19 protein-coding genes are annotated in these 20,170 nt (G+C 63.9%); 7 read left to right on the top strand and 12 right to left on the bottom strand.

Annotated elements, in window-relative coordinates:
• Positions 1-7 precede the first annotated feature (7 nt).
• Positions 8-922: a LysR family transcriptional regulator gene (locus CSQ92_RS00750; protein WP_034786365.1), complete on the bottom strand. Its 915-nt coding sequence runs from the start codon at positions 920-922 to the stop codon at positions 8-10.
• A 95-nt stretch (positions 923-1,017) separates the two neighbouring features.
• Between CSQ92_RS00750 and CSQ92_RS00745 the strand changes: the two genes are divergently transcribed.
• Positions 1,018-2,034: a zinc-binding alcohol dehydrogenase family protein gene (locus CSQ92_RS00745; protein ID WP_099392968.1), complete on the top strand. Its 1,017-nt coding sequence runs from the start codon at positions 1,018-1,020 to the stop codon at positions 2,032-2,034.
• Here the strand turns inward: CSQ92_RS00745 and CSQ92_RS00740 are convergent, their stop codons facing one another.
• Positions 2,035-3,303 carry a glycerate kinase type-2 family protein gene (locus CSQ92_RS00740; RefSeq protein WP_099392967.1) on the bottom strand — a complete coding sequence of 423 codons (1,269 nt, stop codon included), beginning with the start codon at positions 3,301-3,303 and terminating at the stop codon, positions 2,035-2,037.
• Between the two features lie 89 nt (positions 3,304-3,392).
• Here CSQ92_RS00740 and CSQ92_RS00735 point away from each other — a divergent pair, with 89 nt between their 5' ends.
• On the top strand, positions 3,393-3,746 hold the full coding sequence (locus CSQ92_RS00735) for a YnfA family protein (RefSeq protein ID WP_034786368.1): 354 nt from the start codon (positions 3,393-3,395) through the stop codon (positions 3,744-3,746).
• A gap of 6 nt (positions 3,747-3,752) precedes the next feature.
• Here CSQ92_RS00735 and CSQ92_RS00730 read toward each other — a convergent pair whose 3' ends face one another.
• A complete protein-coding gene (locus CSQ92_RS00730; protein ID WP_099392966.1) occupies positions 3,753-4,154 on the bottom strand; it encodes a TerB family tellurite resistance protein in 402 nt (133 codons plus the stop codon).
• A 66-nt stretch (positions 4,155-4,220) separates the two neighbouring features.
• Positions 4,221-5,183 (bottom strand): TerC family protein, encoded by a 963-nt coding sequence (locus CSQ92_RS00725; protein WP_034786370.1) that lies wholly within the window; start codon positions 5,181-5,183, stop codon positions 4,221-4,223.
• Positions 5,184-5,342: 159 nt separating this feature from the next.
• Here CSQ92_RS00725 and nhaR point away from each other — a divergent pair, with 159 nt between their 5' ends.
• The 3 genes from nhaR (at position 5,343) to CSQ92_RS00710 (ending at position 8,133) form a co-directional block, all read left to right on the top strand.
• Positions 5,343-6,242 (top strand): transcriptional activator NhaR, encoded by a 900-nt coding sequence (nhaR, locus tag CSQ92_RS00720; RefSeq protein ID WP_099387097.1) that lies wholly within the window; start codon positions 5,343-5,345, stop codon positions 6,240-6,242.
• Between the two features lie 74 nt (positions 6,243-6,316).
• On the top strand, positions 6,317-6,724 hold the full coding sequence (locus CSQ92_RS28960; protein ID WP_180276903.1) for a LysR substrate-binding domain-containing protein: 408 nt from the start codon (positions 6,317-6,319) through the stop codon (positions 6,722-6,724).
• 86 nt (positions 6,725-6,810) lie between these two features.
• A complete protein-coding gene (locus tag CSQ92_RS00710) occupies positions 6,811-8,133 on the top strand; it encodes a chloride channel protein (RefSeq protein WP_070278553.1) in 1,323 nt (440 codons plus the stop codon).
• On the opposite strand, the gene CSQ92_RS00705 is transcribed toward CSQ92_RS00710, so the two are convergent.
• The 6 genes from CSQ92_RS00705 to CSQ92_RS00680 form a co-directional block, all read right to left on the bottom strand.
• Positions 8,130-9,245, bottom strand: coding sequence for a toxin-antitoxin system YwqK family antitoxin (locus tag CSQ92_RS00705; RefSeq protein WP_099392965.1), 1,116 nt, complete (start codon positions 9,243-9,245; stop codon positions 8,130-8,132). The two genes, CSQ92_RS00710 and CSQ92_RS00705, sit on opposite strands and share 4 nt — an antisense overlap.
• A gap of 77 nt (positions 9,246-9,322) precedes the next feature.
• Positions 9,323-9,817: a MarR family winged helix-turn-helix transcriptional regulator gene (locus CSQ92_RS00700; RefSeq protein WP_034786664.1), complete on the bottom strand. Its 495-nt coding sequence runs from the start codon at positions 9,815-9,817 to the stop codon at positions 9,323-9,325.
• Between the two features lie 79 nt (positions 9,818-9,896).
• Complete coding sequence (locus CSQ92_RS00695) at positions 9,897-11,027, bottom strand: toxin-antitoxin system YwqK family antitoxin (RefSeq protein WP_180276902.1); 1,131 nt, start codon at positions 11,025-11,027, stop codon at positions 9,897-9,899.
• 154 nt (positions 11,028-11,181) lie between these two features.
• Positions 11,182-13,017 (bottom strand): lipid A export permease/ATP-binding protein MsbA, encoded by a 1,836-nt coding sequence (gene msbA, locus CSQ92_RS00690; protein WP_070255168.1) that lies wholly within the window; start codon positions 13,015-13,017, stop codon positions 11,182-11,184.
• A gap of 108 nt (positions 13,018-13,125) precedes the next feature.
• Positions 13,126-13,509, bottom strand: a complete 384-nt coding sequence (locus CSQ92_RS00685) for a hypothetical protein (RefSeq protein ID WP_143450250.1) — start codon at positions 13,507-13,509, stop codon at positions 13,126-13,128.
• Between the two features lie 44 nt (positions 13,510-13,553).
• Positions 13,554-14,516 carry a Dyp-type peroxidase gene (locus CSQ92_RS00680; protein ID WP_176375053.1) on the bottom strand — a complete coding sequence of 321 codons (963 nt, stop codon included), beginning with the start codon at positions 14,514-14,516 and terminating at the stop codon, positions 13,554-13,556.
• A gap of 160 nt (positions 14,517-14,676) precedes the next feature.
• Here CSQ92_RS00680 and CSQ92_RS00675 point away from each other — a divergent pair, with 160 nt between their 5' ends.
• Positions 14,677-16,098: an aminotransferase-like domain-containing protein gene (locus tag CSQ92_RS00675; protein ID WP_070278540.1), complete on the top strand. Its 1,422-nt coding sequence runs from the start codon at positions 14,677-14,679 to the stop codon at positions 16,096-16,098.
• 130 nt (positions 16,099-16,228) lie between these two features.
• Here CSQ92_RS00675 and moaA read toward each other — a convergent pair whose 3' ends face one another.
• Together moaA and CSQ92_RS00665 are read right to left on the bottom strand one after the other, a co-directional pair.
• Complete coding sequence (gene moaA, locus CSQ92_RS00670) at positions 16,229-17,311, bottom strand: GTP 3',8-cyclase MoaA (protein ID WP_099392961.1); 1,083 nt, start codon at positions 17,309-17,311, stop codon at positions 16,229-16,231.
• Positions 17,312-17,413: 102 nt separating this feature from the next.
• Positions 17,414-17,689, bottom strand: coding sequence for a helix-turn-helix domain-containing protein (locus CSQ92_RS00665; RefSeq protein WP_099388509.1), 276 nt, complete (start codon positions 17,687-17,689; stop codon positions 17,414-17,416).
• A gap of 165 nt (positions 17,690-17,854) precedes the next feature.
• Between CSQ92_RS00665 and CSQ92_RS00660 the strand changes: the two genes are divergently transcribed.
• Positions 17,855-20,167, top strand: coding sequence for an FdhF/YdeP family oxidoreductase (locus CSQ92_RS00660; protein WP_099392960.1), 2,313 nt, complete (start codon positions 17,855-17,857; stop codon positions 20,165-20,167).
• Positions 20,168-20,170 lie beyond the last annotated feature (3 nt).

Below are 20,170 nucleotides of genomic sequence, written 5' to 3'. Positions count from 1 at the left end.
TCCACCGTCAATCATGCTGTTTCAATAGCTCCGCACATTGGTCGCGCAGGAAATCGCGCAGCTGCAGCACCAGCGGCGTCACCTGCGCCCGGTGCGTGCAGACTAGGTGCAAGGGCGTGGCTTCGCCCGCCACGCCGGGCAACAGCGCTTGCAGGCGGCCGGCGGCCAGGTCGCCCGCCACGTCGAGCCGTGATTTGTAGGCGATGCCCAGCCCCGCCACGGCCCAGCGCCGCACTAGGTCGGCGTCGTCGGCGCTGCGGTTGCCGCTCACGGACACCGTCACTTGCTCGCGCTGGGGCAGGCGGTAAAAGGTCCAGCGGTCGTGCAAGCCGTCTTCCAGCGCAAAGCGCAGGCAATTACGCTGCGACAAATCTTCCAGCGCCAGCAGGGGGCCATGTTCGCGCAGGTAGGCGGGCGACGCCACCAGCACCCGGTCGTTGGCGGGCGCGATCGGCATGGCGACCATGCTTGAATCGTCTTGCTGGCCATAGCGGATGGCCACGTCGACTTGCTGGCGCACCATGTCGGCCACCCGGTCGCTGACGCTGAGCTGGTAGTGCAGTTTCGGATGGCGCGACTGGAATTCGTCCAGCCAGCCCAGCATCAGGTTGCGGCCCAGATCGGAGGGCATGGCAATTTTCAAGGTTCCGCCGAAACTGTCCTTGCCGGCCAGCAGCGCATCGTGGCCTGCGCGCAGCAGGCGCAAGGCTTCCCGCGCGTGTTCCAGGTATTGCGTGCCTTCCGCCGTCAGGCTCAGCGAACGCGTCGTGCGGGCCAGCAAACGCAAGCCCAGCTCCCCTTCCAGGCGCTTGACGGCGGCGCTGGCCAGCGCGGGCGAAATGCCGATCTCGCGCGCGGCCGCCGACAAACTGCCCCGGTCGGCCGTGCGCACAAATACCTGCAAGTCATCGAGTCGCAGCAATTTTCAGCATTCCTTTGAAAGTGTTTCGGTACGTACCCCCTGTTTCCAGGACGGCATTGCCGCCATCATACGGTATCCACCCAACGAGGAAGCACATGAAAGCCATCGCCTACCACCACAGCCTGCCCATCACGGATGCCGACGCCCTGCTCGACATCGAGCTGCCCGTGCCCGTCGCCACGGGGCGCGACCTGCTCGTCGCCGTGCACGCCATTTCCGTCAATCCCGTCGACACCAAGGTGCGCAAGAACCGCGCCCCGAAAGAGGGCCAGCCGGAAGTGCTGGGCTGGGATGCAGCCGGCGTCGTCACCGCCGTCGGCCCCGACGTGACCCTGTTCCAGGTGGGAGATAAAGTCTGGTACGCGGGCGCCATCAACCGCCCCGGCAGCAACAGCGAATTCCAGCTGGTCGACGAGCGCATCGCCGGCCACATGCCCGCCAGCCTGGACTTTGCCCCGGCCGCCGCCCTGCCGCTGACGGCCATTACGGCCTGGGAACTGCTGTTCGACCGCCTGCAGCTCAGCCGCGACAAGAGTTTGACGGGCAAGTCGCTGCTCGTGATCGGCGCAGCCGGCGGCGTCGGCTCCGTGCTGGTGCAGCTGGCGCGGCAATTGACGGGTGTCACCATCATCGGCACGGCATCGCGCGCGGAAACTGCGGACTGGGTGAAGGAATTGGGCGCCCACCACGTGATCGACCACAGCCTGCCGTTGGCGGGAGAAATCACGCGCCTGGGCTTGCCGCCCGTCGATTATGTGATCAGCCTGAACCAGACCGACAAGCACTTCGAGCAGATCGTGGAACTGATCGCGCCGCAGGGCAAGTTCGCCCTGATCGACGACCCCGAGCACATCGACGTACGCAAGTTCAAGGGCAAGAGCGTGTCGCTGCACTGGGAACTGATGTTTACCCGTTCGCTGTTCCAGACGGCCGACATGGTCAAGCAGCATGATCTACTGGAAGAGCTGGCGCAGCTGGTCGATGCGGGCATCATCAAGACCACCCTGGCCGAGCGCTTCGGCACGATCAACGCGGCGAATTTGAAGCGCGCGCATGCCCTGCTGGAAAGCAATACGGCAAAAGGGAAGATTGTGCTGGAAGGTTTCCAGTAATCAGGTAATCAGGATGGCCCGGAAATCATTGACGTTCGTCAATGTCGGGCCCGTGACCACGCTGTCTCCCAGCGCCTGGAAAAATCCGTGGCCATCGTTGTCGTCCAGGCTGTCGCGGGGCTTGATGCCCTGGGTCCAGGCCCGTTGCAGGGTGTCGGGCGCCAGAACAGCGCCGGCGATGTCTTCCTGGCCGTCGACGCCATCCGTGTCGCCGGCAAGCGCGTGGATACCCTCGTGCCCATCGAGCGCGATGCCCAGCGCCAGCAGGAATTCCACGTTGCGCCCGCCACGGCCGTTGCCGCGCACGGTGACGGTCGTTTCGCCGCCCGACAGCAGCACGCACGGAGCGGGAAACGGCTGGCCCCGCACGGCCGTTTGCAGCGCGATGCCGGCCATCACCTTGCCCACGTCGCGCGCCTCGCCTTCCAGGCTGTCGCCCAATATATACGGCGTGACGCCGGCAGCGCGCGCCACGGCGGCTGCCGCTTCCAGCGCCATCTGCGGCGTGGCGATCAGGGTCGTGTGCGTGCGCGCCAGGCGTGGATCGTCGGGTTTCACGGATTCGCCGCGCCCGCTTTCCAGCACTTTGCGTATGCTTTCCGGCAAGTCCATGCCATAGCGGCGCACGATGGCCAGCGCGTCCTCGCACGTGGTGGCGTCGCCCACCGTGGGGCCGGACGCGATATCGCCCAGCTTGTCGCCGGGCACGTCGGAAATCGCCAAAGTGATGACTTGCGCCGGATGGCAGGCGGCTGCCAGGCGCCCGCCCTTGATGGCGGACAAATGCCGGCGCACGCAATTCATTTCGCCGATGGTGGCCCCCGACGCCAGCAGCGCGCGGTTCAGCGCCTGCTTGTCTTCCAGGCTGATGCCCTCCAGCGGCAAGGCCAGCAGCGACGAGCCGCCGCCCGAAATCAAACACAGCACCGTGTCGTCGGCCTGCAAGTTGTCAACCAGGCCGAGCATGCGCCGGGCCGCCTCCATGCCAGCCTGGTCCGGCACCGGGTGCGACGCTTCGACGATCTCGATGCGCTCACACGGCACGGCATAGCCATAGCGCGTGACGACGAGGCCCGACAGCGGCCCCGGCCAGTGCCGTTCCACGGCTTGCGCCATGGCGGCCGACGCCTTGCCGGCGCCGATGACGATCAAACGCCCCTTGGGCGCGGGCGGCAGATGGGGCGGTATGCAGTGCGATGGCTGGGCCGCTTCGATGGCGGCCTGGAACATGGCTTGCAGCAAGGCGCGTGGCACTGGGGTGGTCGTCATTTTGTTTCCTCCGGGATCCGGTCCCGATCATAGCAGGGCCGGCGACCTGGCAGCTACAATGGCTGCTCGACGGTAAAAACAGGAATGCAATGAACGATGCAATTGAATGGACTGGACTGGCCCGCACCTTCGGGCTGTTTACCGTCACGGCCGTGGCCGAACTGCTGGGCTGCTACCTGCCCATGCTGTGGCTGAGCAACAAGGGCAGCGCCTGGCTGCTGTTGCCGGCCGCCGTCAGCCTGCTGATCTTCGTCTGGCTGCTGACCTTGCACCCGGCCGCCAGCGGCAGGGTGTATGCCACGTATGGCGCCATCTATATCGCCACGGCCCTGGGATGGCTGTGGCTGGTGGACGGCGTCACGCCGGCCTGGACGGACATCGCCGGCGTGGGCCTGGCCCTGGCCGGCGCCGCCGTCATTGCGATGGGACACAAGACGGCTTGATGCGCATCACGCGGCGTGCGCGCGGAAGTTCGTTTCCGCCGACCATGCCGCGCTGGCGCGGGCCAGCAAGACGGCTTCGCCATCGGCCAGCCAGTCGTCCGCATCGGCGATCTTCCACATGGCTTGCAACAGCTTGCGGCGCAGGTCCGGGTCATCGATTTCATCGAGCAGGCTGTCGATCACGCCATGGGCCAGCTGCACGGCGCCATGCACGGTCGACGTCAGCATGTCGTCGCACAAGTCTTGCAGCAGTTGCTGGAAGGCGGCCGGCGCCAGGTCGATATGCTCGAGGATCTTGCTGCGGTGCATGGCTTGCAGCTCGGCGCTGGCCAGGTTGCCGTCGACCACCATCATCAGGGCCAGGATACGTCCCGCTGCCTGGGGACTGTTTACTTCATACGTACGCATAATCTCTTTTCCATTGTGAGTTTAAAAAGCGCGCCACCGCCGTGCGGGGCGCGCCGTACTGCTGTTTTACTGTTTGTCGCTGCGGGTGATGAACACGCTGGCCACGCAGCTCGACACGATCAGGACTGCCACCACCAGCAACGATGCTTCCACCGGCACGTGGTACCACGGCATGATCAGCATCTTTGCGCCGATGAACACCAGCACCATCGCCAGGCCATACTTGAGCATGTGGAAGCGGTCAGCCACGTCCACCAGCAGGAAGTACAGGGCCCGCAATCCCATGATGGCGAACAGGTTCGACGTGAAGACGATGAACGGGTCCGTCGTGATGGCGAAAATCGCCGGGATCGAGTCGACCGCGAATACCAGGTCCGTCACCTCGATCAGGATCAGCACCAGGAACAGCGGCGTGACATAACGCAAGCCACCCTTTGCCACGAAGAAACGCTCGCCATGGTCACCATCGGCCACCCGCAAGTGGCGGCGGGCAAAGCGCAGCACCGGGTTGTTCGCCACGTCCGGTTCCGCATCGGCCGCCACCAGCATGCGCATGCCTGTAATCAACAGGAAGGCGCCGAACAGGTACAGCACCCAGCTGAACTCGCTCACCACCCATGCACCGGCCATGATCATCACGGCGCGCATGACGATCGCGCCCAGCACGCCATAGATCAGCACGCGGCGCTGGTACTGGATCGGTACCTGGAAGGCGCTGAAGATCAGCAGGAAGACGAACACGTTATCGACCGACAGCGCTTTCTCGATCAGGTAGCCGGAGAAAAATTCCAGCGCCTTCTGGTTGGCGATCTCGGGACCGGCCGTGCCGTTCAGATACCACCACAGGCCGCCGTTGAACAGCAGGGCCAGGCTGACCCACACGAGCGACCATGTCGCCGCTTCCTTGACACTGACCTTGTGCGCCTTGTTGCCGCCAAAGACGAACAAGTCCAGCGCCAGCATCACCAGGACAAAGGCGATGAAGCCGGCCCACATGGGGGCCGTCGCAATACTTTCCAGGCCGTTCATCGGCGGCCTCCGCAATGCTCTGTTTGTATCCTGAAGTCCATGGCACTCTCCTTGCATGAATTGAGCAGCCATCATAGTCCGAATATAAACATCGAACAAATCGAATATAATTTAAGAATACATCGAAAAATTCGATGTATTAATCTGCCGGGGAATACCATGTCGACACTCAACTTCAAGCACTTGCGCTATTTCTGGATGGTGGCCAAGACGGGCAGTATCGCCCGCGCGGCCGAGCAGCTGCACCTGACGCCGCAATCGATTTCCGGCCAGCTCAGCGAGTTTGCCGACACCCTGGGCGTGGAACTGTTCCGCCGCAGCGGGCGCCAGCTGGAATTGACGGACACGGGCCGGCGCATCCTCAGCCATGCCGAGAGCATCTTCAGCACGGGCGATGAATTGCTGGAAATCGTGCGCGACCAGTCGCGCACGACGACGACCACGTTTCGCGTCGGCTGCGCCGATTCCGTCTCGAAACTGATCGCCTGCCGCCTCGTCGCGCCGGCGCTGGGACTGGCTGAACCGCTGCGCATCATTTGCCGCGAAGGCCGGCTGGCCAGCCTGCTGGCGGACCTGGCCGTGCACCGGCTCGACCTGATCATGGCTGACCGTCCCATGCCGGCCCACTTGAGCGTGCGCGGCTTTAACCATTTGCTGGGCGAAAGCGGCATGACCCTGTTCGGCACGCCAGCGCTGGCCGCCACCCTGACGGGGAGCTTCCCGCAATGCCTCGATGGCGCGCCGCTGCTGCTGCCCGGAGAAGACTTCGCCATTTACGGACGCTTGCTGCAGTGGCTGGGCGACAACAAGCTGCACCCGCGCATCGTCGGCGAGTTCGACGACAGCGCCATGATGAAAGCCTTCGGCCAGTCCGGCGCCGGCCTGTTCTTTGCGCCCACCGTGATCGCGCCCCAGGTCTGCGAACAGTACGCCGTGGTGGCGCTGGGCCGGGTCGACAGCCTCGTCGAGCAAGTCTACGCGATCACCACGGAACGGCGCCTGAGCCACCCGGCCACCATCGCCATCAGCCAGAGCGCGCGGCACGAGCTGTTCGTGTAAGGCGGATTCAATCGCTGACGACGATTTTTCCCGGCTGCCCGCCCCGCTCCAGCAGGGCATGCGCGCGCAACACGGTGGCGGCATCCATCGGCGACAGGCGCCGTCCTCTTGATCTGCAACACCATACTTGCCTGCACTACCGCTTCCGCCACAGCGGCAAGATCGAACAATGGCAACTGCACCAGGAAGCCGAGGCGCCGGTAACGGACTTGCCTTTGTCGATGGTATGCAACAACGTGGAAGCACGCCTGCACTTCGCCCGGCAAGGCCTGGGCATCGCCTGGCTGCCCGACTTTCATGTGCGCGGCGCGCTCGCCGACGGCAGCCTGGTCGAGGTGCTGAGGGACTACGCGATCGCCGGCCATCCAGCCCACAGTTGCTGGCTGCTGTGGCCGTCCGGACCGCACCTGGCGCCGAAAGTACGGGCCCTCGTCGATTTCCTGGTCGAGGCGAAGCTGTTGTCGCCTCTTGCCCACAAATAAGGCACAGGAAATACATTTGAACAAATACATCTATATAATGGCAAGTCTCCCCGACGCCCTGCGCGCCCCTTCCTGGACTTGCCGCAATGAAGCACTTGCACGATATTCCCTCTGCCTTCAAGCATGAATTTGCCAACCCGCGCCTATGGTGGTCGCGCGCCGTCGTCGTCGGCATGGCCGCCATCGCGGGCCTCGTCGTCGTGGGCTTTACGTGGCTGGCGGAAGAAGCGCTGGACCTGTTTCTCTTTTTTAACGGCAAGGCCTGGTGGTTCGCCCTGCTGTGGACGCCGGCCTGCGCCGCCGTGCTGGTCTGGCTGACGCGCCGCTACGCGATGGGCGCGGCCGGTTCCGGCATCCCGCAGGTGATGGCCACCCTGGACCCTGCCGTGGCGCCCGAGCAGCGCTCCTTGTTTGTCTCGTTGAAACTCAGTGCCGCGAAAATCTGCCTGACGGCCGGCGGCTTGCTGGGGGGATTGTCCTTGGGACGCGAAGGGCCGTCCGTGCAGATCGCGGCCGGCGTGATGCTGGCCGCGCGCCGCTGGCTGCCCCGTCACTCGCAGGTGAGCGCCCATTCCCTGCTGGTGGCCGGTGGCGCGGCCGGCATCGCGGCCGCCTTCAACACGCCGCTGGCGGGCGTCATGTTTGCCATCGAGGAACTGTCACGCTCGCCGGAACAACGCAACAGCGGCCTGATCGTGGCCGGCATCGTGCTGGCCGGCATGATGGCCGTGTCGATCCACGGCAACGCCACCCACTTCGGCATCATCCACCCCGGCCCCATCGGCCTGGCGCTGGCCTTGCCAGGCTTGCTCGTGACCCTGGTCGCGGGCGTGGCGGGCGGCCTGTTCGCCCGGCTGCTGCTGGCCTCCGCCCGGGGCAATCCGCTGGGAAAATTGTCTGCATGGAGAAAGGGCCGACCCGTGCTGTTCGCCGCCGTCTGCGGCGTGCTGGTGGCGGCCATCGGCATCGCCAGCCACGGCGCCACGTTCGGCAGCGGCACCGTGGCCACGCGCGCCATGCTGGAAGGCGCCAGTGACGCCTCCCCCGCCTTTGTTGCCTTCAAGTATGTGGCGACGTGGCTGACCGTCTGGTCGGGCGTGCCTGCCGGCATCTTCGCGCCGTCCCTGGCCATCGGCGCCGGCATTGGCCACGATATCGCCGTGCTGCTGCACTACCCGCACGCGCCGGCCCTGATCGCGCTGGGCATGGTGGGCTTCCTGGCCGCCGCCACGCAGGCGCCGCTGACAGCCTTCATCATTGTCATGGAAATGGTCGACGGCCACGGCATGGTGCTGAGCCTGATGGCCTGCGCCGTCGTCGCCAGCACGGTGTCGCGCGTACTCAGCGAACCGCTGTACGGGGCGCTGGCGCAGCTGCAATTGCAACGGTTGCCAGCGGCAGCAAGCTAGAAATTACGGCAGGCACGCAGCAAGCGGCCATCCTGCCACTCGCAGATGGTGCGCGTGCCGTCGCCGGCCCAGGCCCGTTCCAGGCCCTGCTTGCGCCCGTGCACATAATCCACGGCATGGCGGGGCGAGCCGTCCGCATGCCACTCCCGCCACGCGCCATGCGGCACGTCATCATGGTAGGAAGCGAGCCGGGCCAGCTTGCCGTTCGCATGCCATTGCCTGTCCTCGCCCTGCGCGCGGCCCTGCTCATCCTGCTGGCGCTGGCGCAGCGGCGTGCCATCATCGCGCCAGCTTTGCGTGCTCAGCATGACGCCATCCTCGAACAGGTTTTTCTGGTCCAGCTGGCCATTCGCGAAATACAGCAGCGACCAGCCCTGCGGCTTGCCATGCAAGAAATTGAGGCGCGACATTTCACGGCCGTCCGGCCACCAGGCCTGGTGCAGGCCGTTGCGCTGGCCGTCCAGATACGGTCCCCGCTCGGCCAGCCTGCCATTCGGATGGAACGCCGTCACTTCACCGGTCAGCACGCCATCGACGAAATGCGCGCGGTTGCTGACCTGGCCATGCTCGTCAAAGCTCAGGAATTCGCCATCGGCGGGCTGGCCCGCGTGATACAGCAATGCATGCCTCAGCTGGCCATTCGCATGATAGTGGCTATGCAAGCCTTCGTACTCGCCTGCGCGGTAAGCCTTGCGGCTTTTCACCGTGCCGTCCGCATAGTACGCGACGGTCACGCCATCGAAGTCTCCTTCCCCATTGCGCTCTTCCAGCAGGCCCAGCTGGCCATCGGCAAAATACACGCTGCGCCGGCCGGTGTAGCGCGGCGACGCCACGTCGGTGCCCAGCAGCCAGGCATCCATGTGCAGCTTGCCCGGCGGCTGCGCGAAATGCAGCTGCCAATGCCAGGCCTGGCGGGCTGCATCGTGGTGCAACGGTGCGCGCTGCTCGTACATGGCCGCAGCGGGCGCAGCGGGCTGGTAATCCGCGTCGAAATAGAGGGAGGCCGGCGATTGCCCGGAAAGCAAGGCCGGCATGGCCAACTCATTGGCCATGCAAATGGTGGAAGAACCGGCCAGGACGGTGGCCAGCAAAACGGAAGTGAATATCTTCAATGCGTGCTTTCATCAACGGTGCGACAGCGCCGATGATAATGGCAAGCGCGGCGGTCCAGCCGCACGCTTGCCAGTGATTACATGGTGAACGGAAACGGTTGCATGCCCGCCTGCCTGTCATCGGGAGCGACGACGGCCAGCAAGGCGCTCAAGCCCTGGTTCAGGTGCGCCAGGCTGTCGGCATCGAGCTGGCTCAGCGCGCTGGGCAGCAAGCCGCGCGCCGGCTGCGGCGCGCCGGCGATCACGGCCTGCCCTTCCGCCGTCAGGGTCAGGGTCACCACGCGCTGGTCGGGCTGGTCGCGCGCCTTGCGCACATAGGCTTTTTTGACCAGCGCCTCAACCAGGTTGCTGGCCGTCGTCTGGTGGATCGACATCTTGCTGGCCAGCTCGCCCATGCGCAAGCCCGGCCGCTCCAGCAATTCCTGCATCACCCACAATTGCGCGCCCGATACGCCGCATTGCTTCTCGATCTGCGCCGAGTGGCGCTGCGCCGCGCGCATCACGACGCGCATGTTTTGCAAGGCCATGCCTTGCGCCCTGGCCATCGCCGATACTTCCGCTTCCACCACCATTGCCTCCAGTTATCCCGCCGGCTTCACGCCTGCTGGCGGGCCGGAATCCCTGCATGATACCTGCAAAGGCGGACGACTCCTAGCGCATGGAAACTGGCTCTCCGGCTTGCCATGCCTGTTCCAGCAGCAGCTTGCCGGCCTTGTCCCAGTGGCGCTCGATGCCGTGCTTCTTGCCATGTTCATATGGCACGATCTGGCGCAGGCTGCCATCGTCGTACCACGTCTGCAGCAAGCCGTGGCGCTGGCCTTCGACAAACGGGGTCACGCTGGCGCGCGCACCGTTGGCATGCCAATCCGTCGTGTCGCCGTGGTCGCGCCCCTGCGCGTCTTTTTGCCAGGCAAACACGGGCCGGCCATTCGGGGCCCACGTTTGCAAGCTGAGCACGGCACCCTTCTGGTACAGCGTCTTGTTCGACACGACGCCATTGCCATGGCTTTCAAACGACCAGCCGTCGGGTTGGCCGTGCACCCAGACGGTCCGGGCCAGCACCTTGCCATCCTGCGCGTACATGACGAACTCGCCCTCGCGCTGGCCATCGACGTACCGCCCCTTCCGGAACAGCTTGCCATCGGCATAAAACGATTCCTCCACACCATCCATCTGGCCATGGCGTCGATACGAGCGGTTGCTGACGGCCCCGTTCGCGCCATACGACACTTGCTCGCCATCGGCCATCTCGTCGCCGTGATACAGCGTGCGGCTCATCAGCTGGCCATTCTGGTGATACGTTTCCGATATGCTGTCGCGCCCGTTCGGCAAGGCGGTCACCCGCTGCTGGACCTGCCCACTCTCGAAGTACACGGAGCCGCCGAGCAGCTCCTCGCCCTGAGCATTGAAATAGGTTTCACGCAGCAGCTGGCCATTCTCGTGGTAGTACTTGCGAAACTTCACGAATTTGACCTGACTCAAGTCCAGGTCCGTGGCATAGGTTTCAAAGGCCAGCACGCCCGGCGTATCGGGAAATTCGAGCCGTACATGCCAGGCGCCCAGCGCCTCGTCGCGCACGGGCGGCGTGCGCAGCGCATACACGGCGCGACGCTCGTTGCTGGGCATGAAATTTTCATCCAGATACATGGTCCTGTCCTCTTCTTGCGCGTGATGGGAAGCCGTTGCCGGCGACGGCGTATCTTCCTGTGCCGCCAGCGGCAAGGCCGTACTCATACCCAGCGCGGCGGCCAGCAGCCAGCGCATTGTCTGTTGATTCTTCATGTTGCTCCATTGTTCATGTTGCTTTGCGGCTGCCATCATAAAGGCAAGCGCCGGTCGCCACAGGCACGATTGCCGCCCCATGAAAAAAGGCCGGGACGGACCTGCTGGTCCGGCTCCGGCCTGGCGCATGGGCAGGCGCAGGATGGGCCAGGCGTCAGCCCAGGGCATCCTTGACGGGCGACAACTGGCTCGCATGCAGGCGCGCATACGCGCCGCCCTGCTGCAGCAAGTCCGCATGGCTGCCCGATTCCACCAGGCGCCCGCCCTGCATGACGACGATGCGGTCGGCGCTTTCGATGGTCGACAGCCTGTGGGCGATGACGATGGTGGTGCGGTTGCGCATCAGCACTTCCAGCGCGGCCTGCACGGAGCGCTCCGACTCCGTGTCCAGCGCGCTGGTCGCTTCGTCGAGCAGCAAAATCGGCGCATCCTTGTACAGGGCGCGGGCGATGGCCAGGCGCTGGCGTTGTCCGCCCGACAGGCGCGAACCGTTCTGCCCCGCCTGCGTGTCGTAGCCTTGCGGCAACTGCATGATGAAGTCGTGGGCGTAGGCGGCGCGCGCCGATGCTTCGATCCTGTCCTGGTCCGGGGCCGGGTCGCCATACGCGATATTCGCCGCCATCGTGTCGTTGAACAGGATCACATCCTGGCTGACGAGGGCAAACTGGCGCCGCAGGGCCAGCAAGGCGTAGTCGCGCACGTCGACGCCGTCGAGCAGGATCTGGCCGCCGCTGACGTCATAGAAGCGCGGCAACAAGCCCAGCAAGGTCGTCTTGCCGCCGCCGGAACCGCCCACCAGAGCCACCGTCTCACCGGCGCGGATATCGAGCGTGATATCGCTCAAGGCCGTGGGCGCATCGGGATCGTCGCTGTTGTAGCGGAAATGCACGTTCTGCAAGGACAAATTGCCCTGCACCGCGGCCGGGGCCACTGTGCCCGGGTCCGGTTCCAGCGGCGTGTCGATCAAACCAAAAACGGACTCGGCCGCAGCCAGGCCCCGCTGCAGCGGCTCATTGATCTTCGTCAGATTCTTGATCGGCGACTGCATGGCCATCAGCGCGCCCATGAACGCGACGAAGGCGCCCGGCGTGATGGCGCCGCTTTGCGCGCGCAGCATGGCGAAGTAAATCACGGATGACAGGGTAATACCGACAAGCATCATGATGAAGCCGGAATTCATGGCCGAGGTAGCCGCGTGCTTGACGGCCAGCTGGCGGTTGCGCTTGACCACGTCGACGAAGCGCGCCTGTTCATAATCTTGCCCGCCAAAGATTTTCACGACGCGCTGGCCGGCTATGCTTTCGTCCAGCACGGACGTCAGCTCGCCCACGGCTTGCTGCGAACTCTTGCTCAGGTGACGCATGCGGCGTCCCGCCAGGGTCACGACGATGGCGACGATGGGCATCGAGGCCATGCAGAACAGGGCCAGTTTCACGTCGATGCTGAATAGCAGGATCAGGTAGCCGACGGTGGCGACGGAGTCGCGCACCATCACGTTGAGCACGTTCAAGCCCGCCTGCGACACCTGGCTGGCGTCGAACGCCACGCGCGACTGCGTCAGGCTGGTGGTGGTGGTATCGAAAAAGCGGCTGGGCAGGCGCATGATGGTGGCGAACATCTTTTCGCGCAGGTCGGCCTGTACCCGGCTCGATAGCCAGACGGAACCATAATCGCCGGCAAAGCTCGACACCATGCGCAGCACGGCCAGGCCCAGGATAGTGGCGGGAATCACCCACAGGTCCACCTGCCCCGCCTGTGCCGGCAAGAAACGGTCGACCCAGCCCTGCAACATGCCCATCACGCCGGACACGGGCGCGACCTGCGTGCTGGCCGTCGCGCGCATGGCATCGACGACGTTTTGCAACTGGCGGATTAACAACACATCGGTGGCGGACGCCACGCCCACGGCCAGCAAGGTGGCGGCAACGATGGCGCCATAGCGGCGAAACTGGCCGGCCAGGCGGAAAAACAGGAGGCGACTTTGCTGCATGCAGGTGAGAAAAGTGAGGGTAAAGCGTGATTCTAACCGCTGCAACACTTACTTATGAGAAAGTCGCACCTTGCCGGTGCAGAACCGGCAAGGGAAATGCACGGGCAATCAGCTCTTCGCCACTTTCCACGTGGCCGTGCCGGCCTTGCAGACCTTCAGCTTGAGGGTCTGTTCCTGGCCCTTGGCGCTCAAGGCAACCTGCACCTTGCGGCATGTTTGCGCATCCGTCTTTTCCGTGTCGCTGGCCGTGATCTCGGCGGCGATGCGCACGGAATTGCGCAAGCCTTCATTGCTCCATTGCACGGTTTCGCCATCCTTCTTGTCATTGAGCACGTCGGTGACGGCCTTCACGAAGACGGGCTTGTCGTTCTTGTTCAGGTAAGCCATGGGCGTATCGGCCAGGAAACCCAGGCCGACGGCGGAAGCGGAAGCGCTGAAGACGACGCTGCCGAAGATCAGGGCGGACAGCAATGTGGCGGGACGAATACGCATGGAAAACTCCTTTAAAGTAAAAATAGGGACCGCCGGGACGGCCCTCAGCCGGGATCCGCCGGCGAAATACCCACGGCCAGCAAGGCATCGATGCTGGGCACAAAATAGATCGCCGACGACAGCGCCGTGGAAAAATCCAGCAGCCGGTCCGTCTTGGTGACGCCATCATAGCCTACGCCGTACATTTGCCGCAGCATGCCCATGGTCACCGTGATGTCCTTGCAGAAACCGACAAACATGACGCCCGCCTCGCTGGCATTGGCGTAATTGGCGTTGCGGCGCACGATATCGACTTCCTCGCCATCGCGGATGAACTGGTTACGGCCCACGTGGGAATCGACGGGCAGCGGCGACAATTCATGGCTGCCGGCCTTGGTGCGGCCCCACACCTGCTCCGCCGCGTGCACGGGCAAGGCGCGCAGGCGCTCCACATCCATACGCCATTTTTGCAGCAGCACGGTGGAGCCGCCCGCGCCCGCTTCACCGTCCGGAATGATGGCCACGCCGTTGGCGCGAAACGGATTCGGGTTGGCGACGCCGTCGGCAAAGCCGTCAAACGTCACGTTATTGTGATACGGAAAACACACCTGCTCGCTGGCCAGCTCGGCGAAAGGACTCAGCAAAGTGAGCGTCGTGCGCATGCTGTCGTACAGGGTGGCCGCGTTCGACTGCGTGATCCAGACCCAGAAATCGTGCTGGGTGGCCGGCGCCGTCTTGCCGTTGGCGCCCACCAGGTCTTGCCCGAACGACGCCATATTGTCCGGCACGCAACCCGGGCAAGCGGCGCGCCACAGCTCGGGCTTGAATCCCAGTACCACGTTGGCCGTGCCGCCCGTCAGCTGATGGTGGCGGTTCAAGGTGGGATCGAGGATGCCCGTGACCTCGGACTCCCACAGCTTGCCCAGCACCCTGAACAGCTGCTCCGGTTCAACGCCGGCCTTCACATTGAACTGCAAATGCACTTCGTCGCGCGCGACGACGGACAGCATGCTTTGTGGAATTGCCATGACCGATATTCCTTTTTTCATTTTCTATGTGGATGGTAAACCAGAAGTGCCGGATGGTAGTTTCATTTTGGCAACATGCGATAACTGTAACTATAGGTAGTCATGAATTGGACGATAATGCAATGACGTAGAGCAAGAATCAAAGAATGGATACCATTGCATGAAATTGTATGAAAAGCTCGTCAGCGACATCGAGCAACTGGTGGCCAAGGGCGTGCTCTTGCCCGGCGAACGCATTCCCTCCGTGCGCCAGACCAGCCAGCAGCACAAGCTGAGCATCACCACGGTGCTGCGCGCCTACGTCAAGCTGGAAAGCATGGGCGTGATAGAAAGCCGGCCCCAGTCCGGCTACTTCGTGCGCCCGCGCGCCAGCGACACGGCCGCGCCCGCCATGTGCATGCAGGCGTCGCATCCCAGCCCCGTGCCGGCGGAAGTGCACGTCAGCCGCCTGGTGCTGTCGACCCTGCGCTCGATCGGCTTGCACGACGCCATCCCGCTGGGTTCGCCCTACCCCGACCCGTCGCTGTTTCCCTGGGAACGCATCAACCAGTATGCGGGCGCCGTGGCGCGCCGCAACCGCGCGTGGAACGTGACGGACGACCTGCCGCCGGGAAACCCGCAGCTGATCCGCGAAATCGCCCGCCGCTACATGGAGAACGGCCTGGCCGTCGATCCCGACGAAATCATCGTCACCGTGGGCGCCACGGAAGCGATCAACCTGTGCCTGCAAGCCGTGGCCAAGCCGGGCGACACCATCGCCGTCGAGTCGCCCACCTTCTATGCCATGCTGATGGCCGTCGAACGGCTGGGCATGAAGGTGGTGGAAGTATCCACCGATCCGTACGACGGCATCAGCATCGAGGCGCTGGCCGACATCATGGCCCGCCAGCCCATCGCCGCCGTCATGGTGATGCCGAACTTCCAGAATCCGCTGGGCTTCCAGATGTCCGACCAGCGCAAGCGGGCCTTATACCAGCTGCTGGAGCAGCACGACGTGCCCGCCATCGAAAACGGCGTCTACAACGAACTGTATTACGGCGATGCCCATCCGTCCTCGCTCAAATCGTACGACCGCAAGGGCCTGGTGCTGCACTGCTCCTCGTTTTCCAAGAGCCTCAGTTCGGCGCAGCGCGTGGGCTGGGCCCTGGCCGGACGCTACCGGGGCAAGGTCGAAGAGCTCAAATTCCTCAATACCCTGGCCACGTCCTCGTTTCCCCAGCTGGCCATCGCCGAATACCTGCAAAACGACGGCTACGAACAGCATCTGCGCCGCACCCGCAAGGCGTATGCCCAGCAAGCGCGCATCATGGCGGCCGCTGTGCTGCGCTTCTTTCCTGCCGGCACGAAAATCTCGCACCCGCAGGGCGGCTACGTGCTGTGGGTGGAGCTGCCCGGCAATATAGATTCCATGCAGTTGTACCGGCGCGCGCTGGAATGCAAGATCACGGTGGGTCCGGGCCGCATGTTTTCCGTCAGCCAGGCTTACAAGCATTGCATCCGCCTCAACTACAGTTATCCGTGGAGCGTGGGTGTGGAACAGGCAATCATCCTGCTCGGTAAGCTCATCACCGAATTCCTCTAATAACACCTATCAAAACCTACTGCGCGTCGTAATTTGCGGCCTGCGATGCTCACTGTACCTTCGTACAGTTGCGCTTCTTAGCCACAACTTACTTCCGCTCGCTACGGTTTTACTAGGCGTTGTAAACCAGTTATCCGCCCACCAGCGACATGCGCACGGTGGGATACTGCTTGCGCCCGCCAACCTGGGCCAGCGCGCCGCGTACTTCTGAGTAGCGGTCGCCACGTCGCTGCCAGTGCTGGCGCAGCAGGATTTCCAGGCCTTGCTCGGAGTCAAGCCGGGGCCGCAGGTCGAGGCCGTCGTGGGCAAACAGGCAGGTAAACAGTTTGCCGTCCGACGACACGCGCACGCGGCTGCAGTCGCCGCAGAACGGCTGCGACACGCTGGAAATGAAGCCCACTTCGCCGCCGCCATCCAGATAACGGTAGCGGCTGGCCGTTTCGTGCAGGACAGGCTTGCCTTCGCCCAGCGACTCGAGGGGAAATTCGGCGGCGATCAGCGCGCGCGCCGCCTCGGACGTGACGACGTGCGTGCGCGACCAGGCGCCGATGCCGCCCACGTCCATGAATTCGATCAGGCGCAGCACCACCCCCGTGTGGCGGAAATGGCGCGCCAGCGGCACGATCTGGCTATCGTTGACACCTTTCTGCACCACCATGTTGACCTTCACGGGAGTCAAGCCCACGGCTTGCGCTACCTCGATACCGTGCAGCACTTTCTCGACAGGAAAATCGACGCCATTCATGCGCTGGAAAATACCGTTATCAAGACTGTCGAGGCTGACGGTGACCCGCTCCAGCCCCGCGTCCTTCAGCGAACGCGCCTTGGCCGCCAGCAAGCTGCCATTCGTCGTCAGCGCGATGCTCACGGCGCGCCCGTCCGGCGTGGTGAGACGCGCCAGCATTTCGATCAGCCGTTCGAGGTTCTTGCGCAGCAGCGGTTCGCCGCCCGTGATGCGGATTTTATCGACGCCGAGGCGCACGAAGGCGTGCGCCATGATTTCGATCTGCGCGAAGGACATGCGCTCGCTGGAGGGAAGAAACGGGTAATCGCTGGGGTACAGTTCGGCCGGCATGCAATAGGTGCAGCGGAAGTTGCACTGGTCGATGACGGAAATGCGCAAGTCCGTCAGGGGGCGGCCCAGCATGTCCACGCATGGCTCACTATAGTCTGGCTGCCAGAGCGCTGGCTGCGGATACAGGATGGTGTTCATAGTGCTTCCCCTCGATAGGCATTCGTCTGGAAGTAGCATAGGACGAATGAAGGGGTACAAAGAGGTACAGTCCGGCGCCAGCCGATAGAGTACAGACGCGATCTATTCCGCTGGCGGTGCAGTAAAGACGCTGGCGCACAGTTCCGCGCCCGCCGCGCTGAGTAGCGCGCTGCCGCCGCCGCTCTCCGCCGTGGCGACCACCACCAGTCCCGCGCTGGACAGCGCATTGAGCTGGCGCAGCAAGGTGCTCATCTGTACTCCCGCCCGCTTGGCCAGCTTGGCCAGCGACCATGGTCTCACCGGCGCCTCCTGGCGCGCTTGCCACAGCAGCGCCAGCAGCGCGATCAGCGCCGCATCGATTCCTTCTTCCTTTTGCATATCTTTCTCCTTGTCCACATCATAAATCACGGCCGGCGCCGGCGCGACCGGCATCGTCATCTTGCCATCTGTACTCTGTTTTTTTACCCGGAACTGTGCGCCTACGGGGCAGTCCGCCGCCCCTACCATGTGATTGTCCCATCGCACATCACCAGGAGAGTCATCATGAGCAAGCCAAAGTCCGACGCGCGCATCGCGCCCTACACCCATGCCGCGGCCGGTTGGGGTGCCCTCAAATATGTGGCCATCAATCTGTTCAAGGAAAAAGTCAGCGCGGGCAATTACCGCTCCCTGTTCGAGCAAAACCAGCCCGACGGTTTCGACTGTCCCGGCTGCGCCTGGCCCGACCGCGAACACGCGTCGACGTTTGAATTCTGCGAAAACGGCGTCAAGGCCGTGGCCGCCGAATCGACGAGCAAGCGCGTGCGCCCCGAGTTTTTCCAGGAACACACTGTCACCGAACTGATGGAGCAGTCGGACTATGATCTGGAACAACATGGCCGCCTGACAGACCCCATGGTGTACGACGCCGCCAGCGATAAATACCAGGCCATTTCCTGGGACGACGCCTTCGCCCTCGTGGCGCACCACCTGCACGCGCTGGACGACCCGAACCAGGCCGCCTTCTACACGTCGGGCCGCGCCAGCAACGAAGCGGCTTTCCTGTATCAACTGTTCGTGCGCGCCTACGGCACCAATAACTTCCCCGATTGCTCCAACCTGTGCCACGAAGCGACGAGCCGCGGCTTGCCGGAAACCGTGGGCATCGGCAAGGGCACGGTGCTGCTCGACGATTTCGAGCACGCGGACACCCTGTTGCTGTTCGGCCAGAATCCGGCTACCAACCACCCGCGCATGCTGGGCGAATTGCGCGAAGCGTCGCGCCGCGGCGCCACCATCGTTTCCATCAACCCATTGCACGAACGGGGCCTGGAGCGCTTCACCAGCCCGCAGCATCCACTGGAAATGCTGACGGGCGGCAGCACGAACATTTGCTCGCTGTTCATCTGCCCGACATTGGGCGGCGACTTCGCGCTGATCAAGGCCATGGCCAAGCGCGTCGTCGAACTCGATGACGAGGCCATCGCCCACGGCCAGGAGCGCGTGCTCGACTGCGATTTCATTGCCGAACACACGACGGGCTTCGACGCCTTCGCGGCCGACCTGCGCGCCGAAAGCTGGGACTTGCTGCTGGCCGAATCGGGCGTGGCGCGCGACAAGATCGAAGAGCTCACGCAAATCTATGTGAAGGGCAAGGCCGTCATCGCCACCTGGGGCATGGGCGTGACCCAGCACAAGAATTCGCTGGCCACCGTGCAAATCCTGTCGAACTTGATGATGATGCGCGGCAATATCGGCAAACGGGGCGCGGGACTGTGCCCCGTGCGCGGCCACTCGAACGTGCAGGGCGACCGCACCATGGGCATCGAGGAACAGCCGACCAAGGAATTCCTCGACCGCCTGGGCCTCGTCTTCAACTTCGAGCCGCCGCGCCACCACGGCTACGACGCCGTCGGCACCATCGCAGCGATGCTGGAGAAAAAGGTGAAAGTGTTTGTCGCGCTCGGCGGCAATTTCTCGATGGCCACGCCGGACACGCCGCGCACGTGGGACGCGCTGCGCTCGTGCGACCTGACCGTGCATATCGCCACCAAGCTCAACCGCAGCCATCTCGTGCACGGCAAGGATGCGCTGATCCTGCCCACCCTGGGACGCACGGAGATCGACGTGCAGGCGGGCGTGGCGCAAGGCGTGACGGTGGAGGATTCCATGAGCATGGTGCATATCTCGTTCGGCATGAACCAGCCCGCCTCGCCCAATTTACGCTCGGAAATCGCCATCGTGGCCGGCATGGCGCAAGCGACCCTCGGTAGCGAAAAGATCGACTGGCTGCGCTATTCCGGCAACTATGCCTTGCTGCGCGATTCCATCGAGCAAGTGTTCGACGACTTTTTCGATTACAACTTGCGCGTGGCCAAGCCGGGCGGCTTCCACCTGGAAATTGCCTCGCGCGAACGCGTGTGGAAGACGCAAAGCGGCAAGGCGCAATTCCTCGTCAACGCCATCGAACTCGATACGCCGATCCACCGTGCGCGCCAGCAATATGGCGAGCGCCTGATGGTGCTGATGACCACGCGTTCGCACGACCAGTACAACACGACGATCTACGCCATGGACGACCGCTACCGTGGCGTGTTCGGCCAGCGCCGGGTCGTCTTCATCAACAAGGACGACCTGGCCATGCTGGGCTTTGCGGCCGGCGACTGGGTCGACCTGATCGGCGTGTGGGATGACGGCATAGCCCGCCGCGCCGACCGTTTCCTGCTGGTCGAGTACGACATTCCGCGCGGCTGCATCGGTGCCTACTACCCGGAAACCAATCCGCTGGTGCCGCTCGACAGCGTGGGCGAAGGCTCGCGCACACCGACCTTCAAATCCATCCCCGTGCTGCTGTCGCCTTCGGCCGCAGTCAGCTGAACA

The sequence above is a fragment of the Janthinobacterium sp. BJB446 genome (assembly GCF_002735655.1).
Taxonomy (GTDB): Bacteria; Pseudomonadota; Gammaproteobacteria; order Burkholderiales; family Burkholderiaceae_D; genus Janthinobacterium; species Janthinobacterium lividum.
This window is presented reverse-complemented; position numbering and strand designations above follow the sequence as displayed.